This window comes from Alteromonas sp. C1M14 (assembly GCF_018860965.1).
In the GTDB taxonomy this organism is placed as follows: Bacteria; Pseudomonadota; Gammaproteobacteria; order Enterobacterales; family Alteromonadaceae; genus Alteromonas.
Genome location: NZ_JAHKQF010000009.1, coordinates 377,505 through 393,496 on the forward strand (window position 1 = coordinate 377,505; position 15,992 = coordinate 393,496).

Sequence of the window (15,992 nt, forward strand, 5' to 3'; positions counted from 1 at the left end):
GTATTACTAAGGTGATAAAGTTCATGCGGCAATACTGCAAACACTGTCATTTCCCCGCTAAAACATGTTTATGTAGCGCAGTTAAAAGGGTTCATTCCACCGTCAAAGTGGTGGTAATACAACATCCTAAAGAAGTGCACCATGCTAAAAATACAGTGCGGTTACTTAAGCTTTCGCTGCAAAACTTTACCGTACTTGTAGAAGATGAAAAAGACTTTCGAACACAGCTTATCAACTGCCTCTCGTTGGCAGCTCACCCTGCCGTAATCTATCCGTCACCTTCCAGCCAACCGTTGGAACAAATAAACCGGGCTAGCAACCATGATTTATTCATTCTACTCGATGGTAGCTGGAAGCAGGCGTACGGCATGTGGTGTAGAAATGCTCAACTCCACCACCTACCTCAATATCATTTTGCCACACCACCGGATAGTACGTATAGCATACGCCATACACAACGTGCGAAGAGTTTATCAACACTAGAGGCCGTAGCTTATACGCTGTCGGTGTCTGATAGTTGTGATGTCACTCCCCTCCACAATTTGCAAAATGCCATGCAGGTTCATTGGCAAGGGCCATCAGAACATCAACGTTAGTCGGTATAACTTGAATGGCCCAGTAGTAATTCAATACTTGGGTTTAATGCAAAACCAATAGCCCTAACTGGCGGATCAACAACCATGATGCCGGCACAATCAAGGTCACGCCCATCACTTTACTAAACTGAAACGACCCCCAATAGGTTGTCGTTACCGCTTCTACCGCTTCTATTTCCCGCTCCACTTCGACAATAGCCTGCCTATTGTTAGGCGTAGTGTGCTTCGACGACGCATACATAGATCGCAACGATGAAATAAGACCATTAAGAATGTCATGTTTTTGGGCGCGCATTATTTTGCTTATTTTAAAGGCAGGGAGGGCAAGGTAAATGAGCATAACGCTGGAAAAAAACGTCAATACACAGGCATCGATAGCAGGAACGGCTTTGTTAAACCAAAAAATAGGGGTAATTGTCATCGCGGTTATGGCAAACAAGGTATTTTCTGTCGCTATCACCACCACCCGCTTGATGGCCACGAGATCTTGGCTACTGGTGGCAGGTTTAGCCACAAAGTTACCGATAAGATAATGAGTCGACGACAAAGACTGAAACATAAACAGCCAGAAGAAAAACCAAAAGGGAAAAGCCATAACGTACAAGGCCATAGTACGAAAGGTAAAGATGCCCAACAGGTCTTCGCTAATGATGTAAACCAAGGTAACGAAAATTGACGCTATTGCCGCAATGTAGGTATGTGTAATCAGTTTTTGTGCTAAACGTTCTCTATGTAATGAAAAATGACTTAAAGCGTTATTTTCCAAAAGATAGCGCATAACGATACTAGCAACATGCTGTTGTTGAACTCTAATGGTGATCCAAAAGAAAGTGGTAAGTAGAGGGATGCCAATTGCCGTGTTAAATGCGCGCTGGGATCTTTCATCACTGATTGCTTCATAATCTAACGTGCCGGTAAAGAAATTAATCAAGAAGCAAACAGACAAGTACAGTAAAGGAACGCCAAAAAAAGGGGAAGAATGAGTGGTTGGATAACGAAAAGTCATAGTGCCTTAATCCAGCATCGAGCAAAATCCTTCTTATCTTGATAGTTAAAGAATACCGTTAATCCATTTATTAGTATTATTTTATGTTCAGTTTAATGCGAATTACTCACATTACAATAGCCCTGATACAATTTAATAATTGTATTATAAAGCAACAACTTTCATTCTAAATGGCAATCTGACCATACAGCAAACTCACTGCCTCCAGGTTCTTTGAAATGAAAACGATGGCCACCGGGAAAAGCAAAGATTCCCTGACTAATTACGCCTCCAGCCTGTTCGATTTCTTCGCGTATTTCATTTAACTTGTCACTGTAAAATACCGTTAAAGCACCGCCTTTGTGGGGGTCATTTACCGTATCACTTAAATAAAAACCCCCATCCACATTCTCAAGTGAAAATGCCGTGTATTGATCACCATAATCAGTAAAAGACCATCCAAACACCTGGGAAAAGAAGGCTTTTGTTAATGGCAATGAACGTGACGGATATTCTAAATAACTCAGGCTTTTTGGTTTCAATTTAATGTGCCCTTGTTGCAAAACAACCAAGCGAGAACCAACGTACACTTTTTATTCAGAATTTGCCAAATAATAGATACAAAAAAACCGGCTTTAAGCCGGTTTTTTTCATTGCTGATTGATTACTTACGCAATTTTTGAATAAGCCGCAACTGGGCGATGGCTTCTGCCAACTCTTGTGCTGCTTCTGCATAATTAAAATCAGCGCCTGGATTGGCGATGTGCTCTTCAGCACGACGTTTCGCTTCAACTGCTGATTGTTCGTCCAAATCTTCGGCTCGAACAGCCGTGTCAGCAAGAACAGTGACTGTACCAGGTTGGACTTCTAACACCCCACCGGCCACATAAATCATCTCTTCTTCACCGTGCTGCTTAACCAAACGCACCATACCAGGTTTAATTGCAGTGATCAGTGGTGCGTGGCCTGGGTGGATACCCAGCTCACCTTCACTTCCTGTTACCTGTAATGTTTCAACCAGACCAGAGAAAATCTCTTTTTCTGCGCTTACCACATCCAGATGAACTGTCATAGCTGCCATTTAAACCTCCTCAGTAAGGAACGTGAACAAGGTGCAGGCAGAGCGTACTCTGCCCAACCCTATTCTTATTTCTTGGCTTTTTCCAACGCTTCGTCGATAGAACCAACCATGTAGAAAGCCTGTTCTGGCAGGTGATCATACTCACCGTCCAAAATGCCTTTAAAGCCACTAATCGTGTCTTTCAGAGAAACATATTTACCCGGCGAACCAGTAAATACTTCTGCTACGAAGAATGGTTGAGACAAGAAACGCTGAATCTTACGAGCACGTGAAACGACTTGCTTGTCTTCTTCAGACAGCTCGTCCATACCCAGGATTGCGATAATGTCTTTCAGTTCTTTATAACGCTGAAGAACCGTTTGTACACCACGTGCAACATCATAATGCTCTTGGCCAATAACCAATGGATCCAACTGACGAGAGGTGGAATCCAGTGGATCAACAGCAGGGTAGATACCCAAAGATGCAATGTCACGAGACAATACAACTGTTGCGTCCAAGTGAGCAAAGGTTGTTGCCGGAGAAGGGTCAGTCAAGTCATCGGCGGGTACATATACCGCTTGAATTGACGTGATTGAACCCGTCTTCGTTGAGGTGATACGTTCCTGTAGAACACCCATCTCTTCAGCTAGTGTAGGCTGGTAACCTACCGCTGAAGGCATACGACCTAACAGAGCAGATACCTCAGTACCGGCCAAGGTGTAACGATAAATGTTATCTACGAAGAACAGTACATCACGGCCTTCATCACGGAATTTTTCCGCCATGGTCAAACCGGTTAACGCCACGCGCAAACGGTTTCCAGGAGGCTCATTCATCTGACCGTAAACCAACGATACTTTATCAAGTACGTTAGAATCGTTCATTTCGTGGTAGAAGTCGTTACCTTCACGAGTACGCTCACCAACACCGGCGAATACAGAGAAACCACTGTGTTCGATAGCGATGTTACGGATAAGCTCCATCATGTTTACGGTTTTACCAACACCGGCACCACCGAACAGACCAACTTTACCACCTTTAGCGAATGGGCAAACCAAATCGATAACTTTGATACCCGTTTCCAGCAATTCAACAGAGCTGGATTGGTCTTCATAGCTAGGCGCTTGACGGTGAATAGACATACGCTCTTCTTCACCGATAGGACCCGCTTCATCAATTGGGTTACCCAGCACGTCCATGATACGACCCAGTGTAGATGTACCCACTGGCACCATGATAGGCGCGCCTGTATTTTCTGCTGCAGTATTACGACGCAATCCGTCTGTGGTACCCAGCGCGATGGCACGAACAACGCCGCCACCTAATTGTTGTTGCACTTCTAGGGTTAACCCAGATAAGTCACCTTCGGTCACTTTCAGTGCGTCATATACTCTTGGTACCGCATCTTGTGGAAACTCAATGTCCACAACGGCGCCAATGATTTGGACGACCTTACCTTGACTCATAATTTGTCCTCGTTATCTCTTCTAAACCTTTGCTACACCGCTGCGGCACCGCTAACAATCTCGCTGATTTCTTGCGTGATTGCAGCCTGACGCGCTTTGTTGTACACCAATTGCAGTTCATCGATAAGGTTGCCGGCATTATCTGTGGCCGCTTTCATTGCAACCATTCGTGCTGCTTGCTCAGATGCTACGTTTTCAACAACACCTTGGTATACCTGAGACTCTATATAACGCACCATTAATGATTCCAAAATTTCTCTTGGATCTGGTTCGTATATGTAGTCCCAACGATGCTTTAATGTCTCATCTTCTGACTTAGGCAAAGGCAATAATTGATTCATCACAGGCGTTTGCGACATGGTGTTAACGAAGTTGTTATAAACCAAATAAATTCGATCCAACTGACCTTCGTCGTAGGCGCGCAACATCACGCGAACTACACCCACTACGTCACTAACTGAAGGCGCATCCCCTAACCCTGTTTCGGCAGCAAGTATATTGCCCCCAAACCGGTTAAAGAATCCACAGGCCTTCGAGCCTAATGCTGCAAAATCTACTTCCACACCCTGATCGCTTAACTCTTTCGCTTTCTGGGTAACCAGTTTGAACTCATTAGTGTTCAAACCACCGCATAAACCGCGGTCGGTAGATATCACAATAAAGCCAACTCGTTTTACGTCGCGCTCTTCTAGATACGGATGACGATATTCCAAGTTGCCGTTAGCAATGTGACCAATCACTTTTAGCATGCTTTGCGCGTATGGACGGCCAAAGGCCATACGTTCCTGCGCCTTTTTCATTTTCGACGCAGCAACCATTTCCATCGCATTGGTAATCTTTTGAGTATTTTTGATACTCCCAATTTTACCTTTAATCTCTTTACCGCTGGCCATGATTATCTCTCCGATTACTCAACGAAATGTGCTGACATCTACAAGCGTATCTGTCAGCACCATTGATTACCAAGTTTGGGTCGCTTTGAACTTCGTTAAAGCGTCTTTCAACTGAGAATCAATGTCGTCGTTGTAGTTGCCGGTTTCATTGATAGACTTCATCAGTTCAGCGTGATCGCTGTTCATGTAAGCGTGTAGTGCTGCTTCAAAATCTAAGATTTTGTTCATTTCTACATCTTTTAAGAAGCCTTTCTCAACGGCGTACAGAGACACACCCATATCCGCGATGGACAGAGGCGTATATTGCTTCTGCTTCATCAATTCAGTTACGCGCTCACCGTGTTCCAGTTGTTCTCTTGTGGCATCGTCAAGGTCAGAAGCGAACTGAGAGAACGCTGCCAATTCACGATACTGTGCCAAGGCCAAACGAATACCACCACCTAATTTCTTGATGATTTTAGTTTGTGCGGCACCACCAACACGAGATACTGAAATACCGGCGTTAACAGCAGGACGAATACCCGCGTTAAACAAGTCAGTTTCTAAGAAGATCTGACCGTCGGTAATTGAGATAACGTTAGTAGGTACGAATGCTGATACGTCACCAGCTTGGGTTTCAATGATAGGCAATGCTGTCAAAGAACCCGTTTTGCCTTTCACTTCACCGTTTGTATAGGTTTCAACGTACTTATCGTTTACACGAGCGGCACGTTCAAGCAAGCGGGAGTGAAGATAGAAAACGTCACCAGGATAAGCTTCACGACCAGGAGGACGCTTCAGCAACAATGAAATTTGACGATAAGCAACAGCTTGCTTAGACAAATCATCGTATACGATCAGCGCATCTTCACCGCGGTCACGGAAAAACTCACCCATAGTACAACCAGAATATGGCGCTAGGTATTGCAGTGCAGCAGATTCAGAAGCCGATGCAGCCACAACAATTGTATGAGCCATTGCACCGTGTTCTTCCAGCTTACGTACCACGTTAGCGATAGTAGAGGCTTTCTGACCTACAGCCACATACACACATTTGATGCCTGTATTTTTCTGGTTGATGATGGCATCAACAGCCATAGCTGTTTTACCACACTGACGGTCACCGATGATCAACTCACGCTGACCACGACCGATTGGAATCATTGAATCAACAGACTTATAGCCTGTTTGCACAGGTTGATCCACCGATTGACGTTCAATTACACCAGGTGCAATTTTTTCAACGGGTTCAAAACCTTCTGCTTCAATCGCACCTTTACCATCAATTGGCTCACCAAGGGTATTTACTACACGCCCTAACAGTGTGCGGCCAACTGGTACTTCTAGGATACGACCGGTTGATTGTACTTTTGTACCTTCCTGCAGGTCCGCATAAGGACCCATCACTACCGCACCTACTGAGTCACGCTCAAGGTTCAGTGCGATGGCATAGCGACTGCCTGGAAGCTCTATCATTTCACCTTGCATTACATCGGCAAGGCCGTGAATGCGGATAATACCATCGGTTACAGCGACGATAGTCCCTTCGGTGCGTGCTTCACTGGTAACATTAAACTGTTCAATTCTTTTCTTGATCAGTTCTGCAATTTCAGTGGAATTAAGTTGCATGCTCTTATCCCCGTTATGCTTGCAACGCGTCTGCGAGACGGTTCAATTTCGACTTGACGGAACCATCAATAACTGTATCACCGGCTTTTACTACAAATCCGGCGACCAGGGCAGGGTCCACGTTACAATTAAGCTTCACTTTACGTGCCAAACGTTTTTCTAACGATGCGCTAATATCTGCCTGTTGTGCTTCAGATAACGCTGATGCAGAAGTTAAATCCACTTCCACCTCTTTGTCATAATCGGCTTTCAGTTCATTAAAGAGTACTGAAATATCCGGCAGGGCAACCAAACGTTTATTTTCTGCCAAAACTTTAATGAAGTTTTGACCATGTTCATCGAGCTGTTCACCACATACGTTGATGAATATCTCAGCGAGTTGCTCGGCGGCAACGGCACCGGTAAGTAACTGGTGCACGTCTTCGTTTTTCGCAACTTCACTGGCAAACATCAGCATATCTTGCCAATTGGCAATGGCGTTATGCTCGACAGCAAAATCGAAAGCGGCTTTGGCGTAAGGGCGAGCGACAGTTGTCAATTCAGACATGGCTCATTTCCCCTTATAGCTCAGCGACAAGTTTTTCAACAATGTCGTTTTGTGCGTTTGCATCGATTTCACGTTGAAGAATTTGCTCTGCACCTGCAACAGCTAATGCTGCTACCTGGGCACGTAATTCTTCCTTGGCACGATTGCGTTCAGCTTCAATTTCGGTATAACCTTGAGCGATAATTTTCTCGCGCTCGGCTTGGCCTTTCTGCGTTTCATCTTCAACAAGTTGATTAGCACGCTTCTTGGCTTGCTCGATAATTTCAGCTGCTTGCGCCTTCGCATCTTTCAACTGCTCAGTGGCTTTTTCCTGAGCCAGTTCCAGGTCTTTTTCCGCCCGTACAGAAGCTTCTAAGCCATCGGCAATCTTCTTCTGACGGTCTTCAATCGCAGCCAATAATGGTGGCCATACGTACTTCATGCAGAACCACACAAAGACGATAAACGCGATTAATTGACCTAATAGAGTGGCGTTAATGTTCACGACCGCTCCTCCTCATCATGTTCGCTAAAGAATAGGTTTTTAAAAAAATTAAGCACCAACAGCGAACAGAAGGTATAGCGCGATACCAACACCGATCATTGCGATGGCGTCAATAAGACCCGCTACGATAAACATCTTAACTTGCAGTTGAGGAGCCAGTTCTGGTTGACGAGCAGCAGATTCTAGGAATTTACCACCCAGCAGACCGAAACCAATAGCGGTACCTAAGGCACCAAGACCGATCAGTATTGCAACAGCGATGTATAACATGTACGTCTCCGATTTAAGTTAAATTTAAAGTTAAAGTGTAAAAGTAAAACAGTTTGAATCACACGCTTTGTGGCAAGCCCCTAGGCATGTGATCCGGACTACATTAATGGTCTTCGTGAGCCAGGCTTAAATAAACAATGGTTAGCATCATAAAGATGAACGCCTGAAGCACGATAACGAGAATATGGAATACAGCCCAAGGGAAGTGCAGCGGTAACTGCCAAACACCTAGGGTAGCGATAAGAATGAAAATCAACTCACCCGCGTAAAGGTTACCGAATAACCGCAAGGCCAGAGAGAATGGACGGGCCAGCAAGGTAACGGTTTCTAAGATGAAGTTCACGGGAATAAATGCCCAGTGATTAAATGGCTGGAAAGTCAGTTCTTTCAAAAAGCCACCTACACCTTTTATTTTTATGGAGTAGAAGATAATTAGAATGAAAACGCCCAAGGCTAGAGCCAGCGTCAGGTTAATGTCTGTGGTTGGTACCACTTTCATATACACATTGTGTGGATCAACACCTGTGGCTGCATGGGCAATCTGACCTGCCGCTGTAGGTAAGAAGTCCACTGGCACAAGGTCCATCAGGTTCATCAAGAACACCCACACGAAGATGGTCAATGCTAACGGCGCAATGAGATTGTTTTTCCCATGGAAAGAATCACGGACGTTGTTGTTTACAAAATCCACGAGAATTTCAACAAATGCCTGGGTTTTGGTAGGTACGCCGGAAGTCGCAGACTTTGCTACTTTGCGGAAAAACCACAAAAATAGAATACCCAGTCCGATAGACCAAGCCATCGTATCAATATTCCATACCCAAAAGCCGGCTTCTGCACAAATATTGGATGCGTTATGTAATTCTTCACCGTGACTAAATTTCAGACCATCGTCTGTGCTACACATGGTGGCATTGGTCAAGTGGTGGAGAATATACTCTTGTGTTGTTATCTCTGATGCCATGTTTCAACCTAAAAATTAAAGTGTAAAAACTTTTCAGCGTTTCGTCTGTAATACCCTAGTCTTGCTACAAAGGTATTGGCATTTTTAGTTATCGTTATTTTTGACGAAACATTGCCAGCCAATAGCTGACGGATGTTACTGCGAAGGCGCTAAATACCACTTCAGGTATTGCATTAAAGCCTTTAAACGCAATAACAAATAAAATTACTGCCACCACTAAGCGTAACTTGGCTCCCTGGCTAAAACTCCGTACTACCAATTCGTTCTTACTGGCACCGGCATAGCGAAAAGCAAATAACGCGAAAATGAAATTGGGGACAATACTGATACAACCTCCTATGGCAGCAGAAACTGCGGCCTTAGACGATATTGTCAATGCGACGACAACCACTAACAGGAACACTACAAGCAGCTGAATCTGTAACGCTTGCCTGGCAAGTTTTTTTCCACCACTTGCCAAATCTGTTTTTATCATCGTTTCGGTTATTTCGAGCCCAATCAAAAAGCGTCAGAAGTATACTGTTTTATCGATTATTTTCAACCATACATCGCGTTTTGAAAGTTATTCTGAAAATTTTCTTTGTGTATAACGAGACTTGGCGCATTGTACGTGAAAAATAAGACGATAACGACCACGGCAAACAAAAAATTTACACGGCGGTCATCAATCGTTAATGAATTTTAGATAGGATACCATCAAGCTGTTCTAAATCATTGAAGTTAATGGTTATTTTACCTTTACCTTTGGTGTTGTGATCGATAGAAACCTGGGTACCAAGATTATCTGACAGTCGAGTCATTAAATTTTGCACGTCAGGATCGATCTTTTTCTCAGGTTTTGGTTTGGTAGGTTCAAGACATTTTCGCACTAACCTTTCAGTGTCCCTTACAGTTAATCCTTTGCCAGAAACCACTTGAGCCACTTCAGTTTGCTGTTCACCGTCTAATGCTAACAATGCTCGGGCATGACCCATTTCGATATCACCATGCTCAAGGAGCAGCTTAACATCGTCATTTAAGTTGTTTAGACGCAATAAATTGGTCACTGTGGCTCTGGATTTTCCCACCGCTTCTGCAGTTTGTGCATGGGTGAGTTCAAATTCGTTCATCAGCCGTTCTAACGCCTGGGCTTCTTCCATGGCATTTAAATCTTCGCGCTGAATATTTTCGATTAGTGCAATGGCAACAGCAGCTTCGTCAGGTACATTTTTTATCAGACAAGGCACCACATCCAACTTTGCCAGCTGGGCCGCACGCCACCGCCGTTCACCGGCAATAATTTCGTATTTGTTATCGCTTAAGGTACGCACCACAATCGGTTGGATCACGCCTTGAGACCGAATGGAAGATGCCAATTCGTCTAGCGCTTCTGGAGACATGTCTTTACGCGGCTGGTATTTGCCAGGAGTTAAAAACTCGATAGGCAGCTTACGTAGCTCGCTTTGGCTTACTGATGATTGTTCAGTTTGACCTTCTTGACGGGCAGATGAAGACTGGCTGGTAGCAAGTAGTGCATCCAGACCGCGTCCAAGTCCTCGTTTCTTTGCAGACATAATTTCCTCAATGACTCGCGATATAGACCAATAATTTAGATGGGTAGTTTATCAAATTAACTGGCTTTTGCGGGGGGATTTGCCTTTTCCCGCCGACGAAGTATTTCGCCAGCCAACGCAAGATAAGCCTTCGCACCGGCAGACGATTTATCATAATACATGGCAGGCATACTAAAACTCGGGGCTTCAGCCAACCTCACATTACGAGGTATGACAGTACGATACACTTGCTCACCAAAATGCCGTTTAAGTTGTTCAGATACGTCGTTAGCTAACCGGTTGCGAGGATCGTACATGGTACGTAACACCCCTTCAATTTTAAGCGCGGGGTTCACCACCGAAGCCAATTTTTGGATGGTATCCATTAACGCAGTTAGCCCTTCTAAAGCGTAATATTCGCACTGCATGGGCACCAATACAGAATCGGCCGCGGCCAAAGCGTTTACCGTCAATTGATTTAGCGAAGGTGGGCAGTCAATAAAAACGAAATCGTAGTAATCGGATACCGAGGATAGGGCGTTTCGTAAACGCACTTCTCGGGCAAACATTTCCATCAGTTTAATTTCGGCAGCGGTGACATCACCATTAGCCGCTATTAGGTCGTACTTACCCGACGTTTCTTTGATAATCACGTCATCGATGGGCTTTTCTTCAATTAGCAATTCAAAACACGTTGCTTCGGCTTCGTATTTATCCACGCCGCTGGCCATGGTGGCGTTACCTTGAGGATCCAAATCAATGAGCAATACTTTACGTTTGGTGGCTGCCATAGACGCTGCAACATTCACTGCAGTCGTTGTTTTACCCACACCACCTTTTTGATTCGCAATCGCGATTACCTTCGCCACTATGTACCCGTTAGACTTTTCGAATGGTTACCAAATGTCGCTCTCCGATCAGATCAGGCACCTTCAATTCTGATACCGATTCGATCTGAAAGTGATCGCTTACTTCGTCTATTTCACTTTGAGGGAATTGCCCTTTAAGTGCAAGGAAGACTCCTGATGAATCTACCAGATGCTGACACCAGTGCAACATATCTTTTAAAGACGCAAATGCACGGCTTAACACGATGTCGTAAGGACATTCAGGAATGTGTTCTTCAACCCGGCTATGGATAGGATCCACATTTGGTAGACCCAGTTCATAGGCACATTGTTTCATAAATCGGACTCTTTTGCCCAAACTATCTAACAAGGTAAATGAGACAGTCGGATGCATGATGGCAAGGGGAATACCCGGTAAACCTGGTCCTGTACCCACGTCTATGACTTTGTTAGCGGTAATCGCTGTGGTTACCGCTAACGAATCTAAAATATGCTTAACCATCATTTGCTCGGGCGCTCGTACCGACGTCAAATTATAGGCTTTATTCCATTTGTGCATATTTAAAACGTAATTAACAAGCTGTTGCGCCTGGGTTGGTGACACCGTCAGTTGTAATTTTTCACAACCATTGAGCAAAATGTCATTAAGCTTTTCTGTCTCTACACTACTCACGCTGATTTTAATTCCTGCTTTCTAAGCAATCCATGTTTCTTCAAATACACCAACAACAATGAGATAGCTGCGGGAGTTATTCCTGAAATACGAGAAGCTTTACCAATGGTTTCAGGTCGGGCATCGGTAAGCTTCGCGACAACCTCATTGGATAAACCGGATATTTTGCTGTAATCAAAATCGGCCGGCAGCAGGGTATTTTCATGACGCTGTGCTTTGGCAATTTCATCAAGCTGACGGGCAATGTATCCGGCATACTTAATTTGAATTTCCACTTGTTCAGCCGCAATGGGATCTTCCACGCCAGGACCAATCCCTTCAATAGCCATCAATGCGTTATAGGTCATTTCAGGTCGTCTAATTAGCTCTTCTAACGAATGCTCTCTGCTTACTGGATTTTTAAGATACTCGTTCAATGCTGGCGTTGCAGTATGATCAGGATGGATCCACTGTCCCCGCAGCCGTTGCAGTTCTTTTTCCACGGTATCCATTTTAACATTAAACGCAGCCCAACGAGCTTCATCCACTAGGCCTAATTCATGACCTAATGCCGTCAAACGGCTATCGGCGTTGTCTTCTCGTAGTAATAATCTGTATTCAGCACGGCTGGTAAACATGCGATAGGGTTCTTTTGTCCCCATGGTGGCAAGATCATCAATGAGCACGCCCATATAAGCTTGATCTCGTCTTAGTACCAATGGATCCTTTTGCTGTACCTGCAGAGCAGCATTGGCTCCGGCAATTAACCCTTGCGCACCGGCTTCTTCATAGCCTGTGGTACCGTTTATCTGGCCGGCGAAAAACAAGCCCTGGATAAATTTGGTTTCTAAGGTTTGTTTGAGATCCCGTGGATCAAAGAAATCGTATTCAATCGCATAGCCGGGGCGAATAATATGCGCGTTTTCAAACCCGCGAATGGAATGCACCAAAGCTTGTTGAATATCGAAAGGCAAACTGGTTGAAATCCCGTTCGGATAAACCTCAACACTGGTAAGGCCTTCAGGCTCTACAAATATTTGGTGTGAGTCCTTGTCAGCAAAACGGGTAATTTTATCCTCAATACTTGGACAATAGCGAGGCCCAACCCCTTCGATCACGCCGGTAAACATGGGCGAGCGATCCAGACCACTACGAATGATCTCGTGGGTTTTCTCATTGGTATGGGTGATGTAGCAATTGATTTGTTCTGGATGCATCTCACGGTTGCCCATAAATGAAAATACAGGGGTTGGAGAATCTCCTGGTTGCGCTTGCATCACGCTAAAATCTAGACTTCTAGCATCCAAACGGGCTGGCGTACCGGTTTTTAAGCGATCAACACGGAAAGGCAGAGCACGTAAACGTTCGGCTAAGGCAATGGACGGCGGATCGCCGGCTCGACCACCACGGTAGTTTTCAAGTCCAATGTGAATGGTTCCACCAAGGAAGGTACCTACCGTTAAAACCACGGTCTTGGCGCTAAATTTTAGCCCCATTTGAGTCACCACCCCGGTGATCTGATCGTTTTCTACGATCACATCATCACAACTTTGTTGGAACACTGAAAGGTTGGGCTGATTTTCAACCATGTTACGAATCGCTTGGCGGTATAAAACCCGATCCGCTTGAGCTCGCGTGGCTCTCACCGCCGGTCCCTTGCTGGAATTTAAGGTTCTAAACTGGATCCCGCCTTGATCGATAGCCAGTGCCATGGCGCCACCTAAGGCATCGATCTCTTTTACAAGATGCCCTTTGCCGATCCCGCCAATAGCTGGATTACATGACATCTGCCCGATAGTTTCAACATTGTGAGTCAGCAATAAGGTTTTTACACCCATTCGTGCAGCAGCTAACGCAGCTTCGGTTCCTGCGTGTCCGCCGCCAACAACGATGACATCAAAGGCATCTTGGTAAAACATGTTGAACCTCACAATATTCGGGGATTAGAAGTATTTTTTCTTTAACAAGCTTATTAACTCGTTTCAGAAAAAGGGCGCGTATTTTAGCTGACTTATTCACTAATGGAAATGGTTAAATTTTCTGCAAAACTGTGTTGCTGTTCGCTTTAGCTTTTTGCTTATAGATTTAAAGATCCCTTTTAAGATCTTTATATTTATATTTATTAGGATCGCCAAGATCTGTTAGTAACCGATAAATGTTAATTGAGATCATGATCTTACGGCAATGATAAGTCTGGTATACACGGGATCATAACCCACTTAGATCTTGTGTATAACCCCCTATGTTATCCACAGTTGCATTTTTGCGAAAAGTTATGCCATCAGTGATCAGAGCTTATACACAGTGGTTTAGGGGATCCTGTCCACAGGGGTGATCAAATTGTGATCGTGTTGGGGATAACTTGTCGAAAAGATCTTGTTGTGATCCTACGATCCCATTCATTTTAGTATCTACAGGTGGGATCTGCCTGTGATTAGATCTTTTCCACAATGATCCTATTAAACCGATAAAAATAATTTTTATCCGTGACTGGTTTGTGGTTAAAAAGGGTAAAAAAACAAAAATGCCATCGAAAAAAATCTCTTCGATGGCATTTTTAGGCAATAGCGATAGGGTAAATTTGTATAAAAATGTCTTAGCGCAACTGATTTGGTTGATAACGAGGGGGCGTTTCGTTCGAATTTTCATCCGGTGTAAGACCATCTCGACGGCTTGGGCCAGAAAAACGCACCTTGTAAGTGTCGTATTCTTTGATCGATTCGAAACAGTACTTCCCTAGCGCTAGGGCAAGCTCACTGAGGTTATGATTGGTGATCAGTATACAATTCTTCTTATTCACCAAACGTTGTCTTAGAAGGTTTCCTAGCCAGCTTTGTTGGTTCTTCTTCAATATGGTTTCGTTTACGCAGACTTCATCGAGAATAAGCAGATCCACCTCTAATAATTCTTGATGGGTTTCTCTAAAGCGTTGGCCAATATTATCTTGTGAACCAAAATCAAAGGAAAAATGACGCATCTCCATGAGTGTTGAGAGCTGTCGGTATAACACAGTGATTTCATATTGGTCGATAAGCTCATGGGCGATAGCACCAGCAATGTGGGATTTACCACGGCCGTAGTCACCATAGAACAACATCATATGAGAACCGGCCTGACGCCACTCTCTATCGCTGTGAGCAGCAATAAACGAATGGGCAATGCTCACCGCTTCAATAACATCGTCACTGTCTTCAACAAGATTAGCGAACGTCCAGCGAGGATTTAGATCTGACCGACCATGGATATCTGTAATGCGCTGTTTCTTGCTGTCTTGCTGAAGTTGGCGGACTTCTTCATTGGCTTTACGTTCGTATTCTTTTCGTAAAGTCTCGTAGTCTGTAAAGCCGTCCTCAACGGGGGGTTTACCCATTGCTTTAGCCAGCGCGTTAAGTTTGTCTGTTAGTGATTGCATAGCTGTCAGCCTTTTTTATTGGAAGCATATTTTTCAACCAATTTTTTTGCATTATCGTCTGCTTCGATGCCAGGTGCAACGGGAACACTTTGGCTGCCTACTCTTTTCGATGTTGTGTGACTGCCTGTCACCCGTTTTCGTTTAAGGGTATTGGCAAATTTTTGGGTCCATTGAAAGTGACTAAAAACCGCATCTGGACGGCTTAACCAATAGGCCACAAATTCACCGATATCTTCATCTGAAAATTCTCGATCGATTAAACCAATGAGATTTGCCATTTCTTCAAACAGGGTTGGGTCGGGTCGCCAGCGCCCATCTATGGCGGTATAGGTGCGATGTAGGTGAGTAAAAGTATTGTCTTCTACACGACATAAAGGCAGTAAAAGGCGTTTACCACTTAGCGATGAAGATAATGATAAGTCATCGTTTAGGGTGACTAATCCGGCCTGTGATAATTCGCCTAACAGGTGATTAATTTGCTGCCCGCGTGTAAAAGCGTCTTCAGACTTATTCGCCCCATTAAGTAGCTGGATAAGAAATTTATAATTTAGTGGTTCTGAAAGTTGGGAGTTAATGTCGGTACCAGGACGCAAGCCAATGGTATATAGCACCCGGCTTTCATTGGTGAGGGGACGAGTTAGGGCGTTATATTCCGCTTCAGTAAACATAGTT

At 44.4% G+C, this 15,992-nt stretch carries 18 protein-coding genes; 1 reads left to right on the top strand and 17 read right to left on the bottom strand.

Annotation, left to right across the window (positions count from 1 at the left end; genetic code table 11):
- Window positions 1-23: 23 nt before the first annotated feature.
- Window positions 24-596 carry a tRNA-uridine aminocarboxypropyltransferase gene (locus KO501_RS09290; RefSeq protein WP_216029376.1) on the top strand — a complete coding sequence of 191 codons (573 nt, stop codon included), beginning with the start codon at window positions 24-26 and terminating at the stop codon, window positions 594-596.
- Window positions 597-639: 43 nt separating this feature from the next.
- Here KO501_RS09290 and KO501_RS09295 read toward each other — a convergent pair whose 3' ends face one another.
- From KO501_RS09295 to KO501_RS09375, 17 genes are all read right to left on the bottom strand, one after another.
- Window positions 640-1,602: a hypothetical protein gene (locus KO501_RS09295; RefSeq protein ID WP_216029377.1), complete on the bottom strand. Its 963-nt coding sequence runs from the start codon at window positions 1,600-1,602 to the stop codon at window positions 640-642.
- Window positions 1,603-1,763: 161 nt separating this feature from the next.
- Window positions 1,764-2,153, bottom strand: coding sequence for a VOC family protein (locus KO501_RS09300; protein ID WP_252728275.1), 390 nt, complete (start codon window positions 2,151-2,153; stop codon window positions 1,764-1,766).
- 92 nt (window positions 2,154-2,245) lie between these two features.
- Window positions 2,246-2,662, bottom strand: coding sequence for a F0F1 ATP synthase subunit epsilon (locus KO501_RS09305; protein WP_216029378.1), 417 nt, complete (start codon window positions 2,660-2,662; stop codon window positions 2,246-2,248).
- A gap of 65 nt (window positions 2,663-2,727) precedes the next feature.
- On the bottom strand, window positions 2,728-4,110 hold the full coding sequence (gene atpD, locus KO501_RS09310; protein ID WP_216029379.1) for a F0F1 ATP synthase subunit beta: 1,383 nt from the start codon (window positions 4,108-4,110) through the stop codon (window positions 2,728-2,730).
- A 32-nt stretch (window positions 4,111-4,142) separates the two neighbouring features.
- Window positions 4,143-5,003 carry a F0F1 ATP synthase subunit gamma gene (gene atpG / locus KO501_RS09315; protein ID WP_216029380.1) on the bottom strand — a complete coding sequence of 287 codons (861 nt, stop codon included), beginning with the start codon at window positions 5,001-5,003 and terminating at the stop codon, window positions 4,143-4,145.
- Between the two features lie 66 nt (window positions 5,004-5,069).
- Window positions 5,070-6,611, bottom strand: a complete 1,542-nt coding sequence (gene atpA / locus KO501_RS09320) for a F0F1 ATP synthase subunit alpha (protein ID WP_216029381.1) — start codon at window positions 6,609-6,611, stop codon at window positions 5,070-5,072.
- A gap of 13 nt (window positions 6,612-6,624) precedes the next feature.
- Window positions 6,625-7,158, bottom strand: a complete 534-nt coding sequence (gene atpH, locus KO501_RS09325) for a F0F1 ATP synthase subunit delta (protein WP_216029382.1) — start codon at window positions 7,156-7,158, stop codon at window positions 6,625-6,627.
- A 13-nt stretch (window positions 7,159-7,171) separates the two neighbouring features.
- Window positions 7,172-7,642, bottom strand: a complete 471-nt coding sequence (gene atpF, locus KO501_RS09330) for a F0F1 ATP synthase subunit B (RefSeq protein WP_216029383.1) — start codon at window positions 7,640-7,642, stop codon at window positions 7,172-7,174.
- 48 nt (window positions 7,643-7,690) lie between these two features.
- Window positions 7,691-7,912, bottom strand: a complete 222-nt coding sequence (gene atpE, locus KO501_RS09335) for a F0F1 ATP synthase subunit C (protein ID WP_216029384.1) — start codon at window positions 7,910-7,912, stop codon at window positions 7,691-7,693.
- 103 nt (window positions 7,913-8,015) lie between these two features.
- Window positions 8,016-8,876: a F0F1 ATP synthase subunit A gene (atpB, locus tag KO501_RS09340; RefSeq protein WP_216029385.1), complete on the bottom strand. Its 861-nt coding sequence runs from the start codon at window positions 8,874-8,876 to the stop codon at window positions 8,016-8,018.
- Between the two features lie 94 nt (window positions 8,877-8,970).
- Window positions 8,971-9,351, bottom strand: coding sequence for an ATP synthase subunit I (locus KO501_RS09345; RefSeq protein ID WP_216029386.1), 381 nt, complete (start codon window positions 9,349-9,351; stop codon window positions 8,971-8,973).
- A gap of 196 nt (window positions 9,352-9,547) precedes the next feature.
- On the bottom strand, window positions 9,548-10,429 hold the full coding sequence (locus tag KO501_RS09350) for a ParB/RepB/Spo0J family partition protein (RefSeq protein WP_216029387.1): 882 nt from the start codon (window positions 10,427-10,429) through the stop codon (window positions 9,548-9,550).
- A gap of 56 nt (window positions 10,430-10,485) precedes the next feature.
- Window positions 10,486-11,277, bottom strand: coding sequence for a ParA family protein (locus KO501_RS09355; RefSeq protein ID WP_216029388.1), 792 nt, complete (start codon window positions 11,275-11,277; stop codon window positions 10,486-10,488).
- 10 nt (window positions 11,278-11,287) lie between these two features.
- The gene (gene rsmG, locus KO501_RS09360; RefSeq protein ID WP_354667819.1) at window positions 11,288-11,929 is read right to left on the bottom strand and encodes a 16S rRNA (guanine(527)-N(7))-methyltransferase RsmG; all 642 of its coding nucleotides are present in this window, start codon (window positions 11,927-11,929) and stop codon (window positions 11,288-11,290) included.
- Complete coding sequence (gene mnmG / locus KO501_RS09365) at window positions 11,926-13,827, bottom strand: tRNA uridine-5-carboxymethylaminomethyl(34) synthesis enzyme MnmG (RefSeq protein WP_216029389.1); 1,902 nt, start codon at window positions 13,825-13,827, stop codon at window positions 11,926-11,928. Before mnmG ends, rsmG begins: the two co-directional genes overlap by 4 nt.
- 677 nt (window positions 13,828-14,504) lie before the next feature.
- The gene (locus KO501_RS09370) at window positions 14,505-15,320 is read right to left on the bottom strand and encodes an ATP-binding protein (RefSeq protein WP_216029390.1); all 816 of its coding nucleotides are present in this window, start codon (window positions 15,318-15,320) and stop codon (window positions 14,505-14,507) included.
- 5 nt (window positions 15,321-15,325) lie between these two features.
- Complete coding sequence (locus tag KO501_RS09375; protein ID WP_252728276.1) at window positions 15,326-15,988, bottom strand: DnaT-like ssDNA-binding domain-containing protein; 663 nt, start codon at window positions 15,986-15,988, stop codon at window positions 15,326-15,328.
- Window positions 15,989-15,992: the final 4 nt, after the last annotated feature.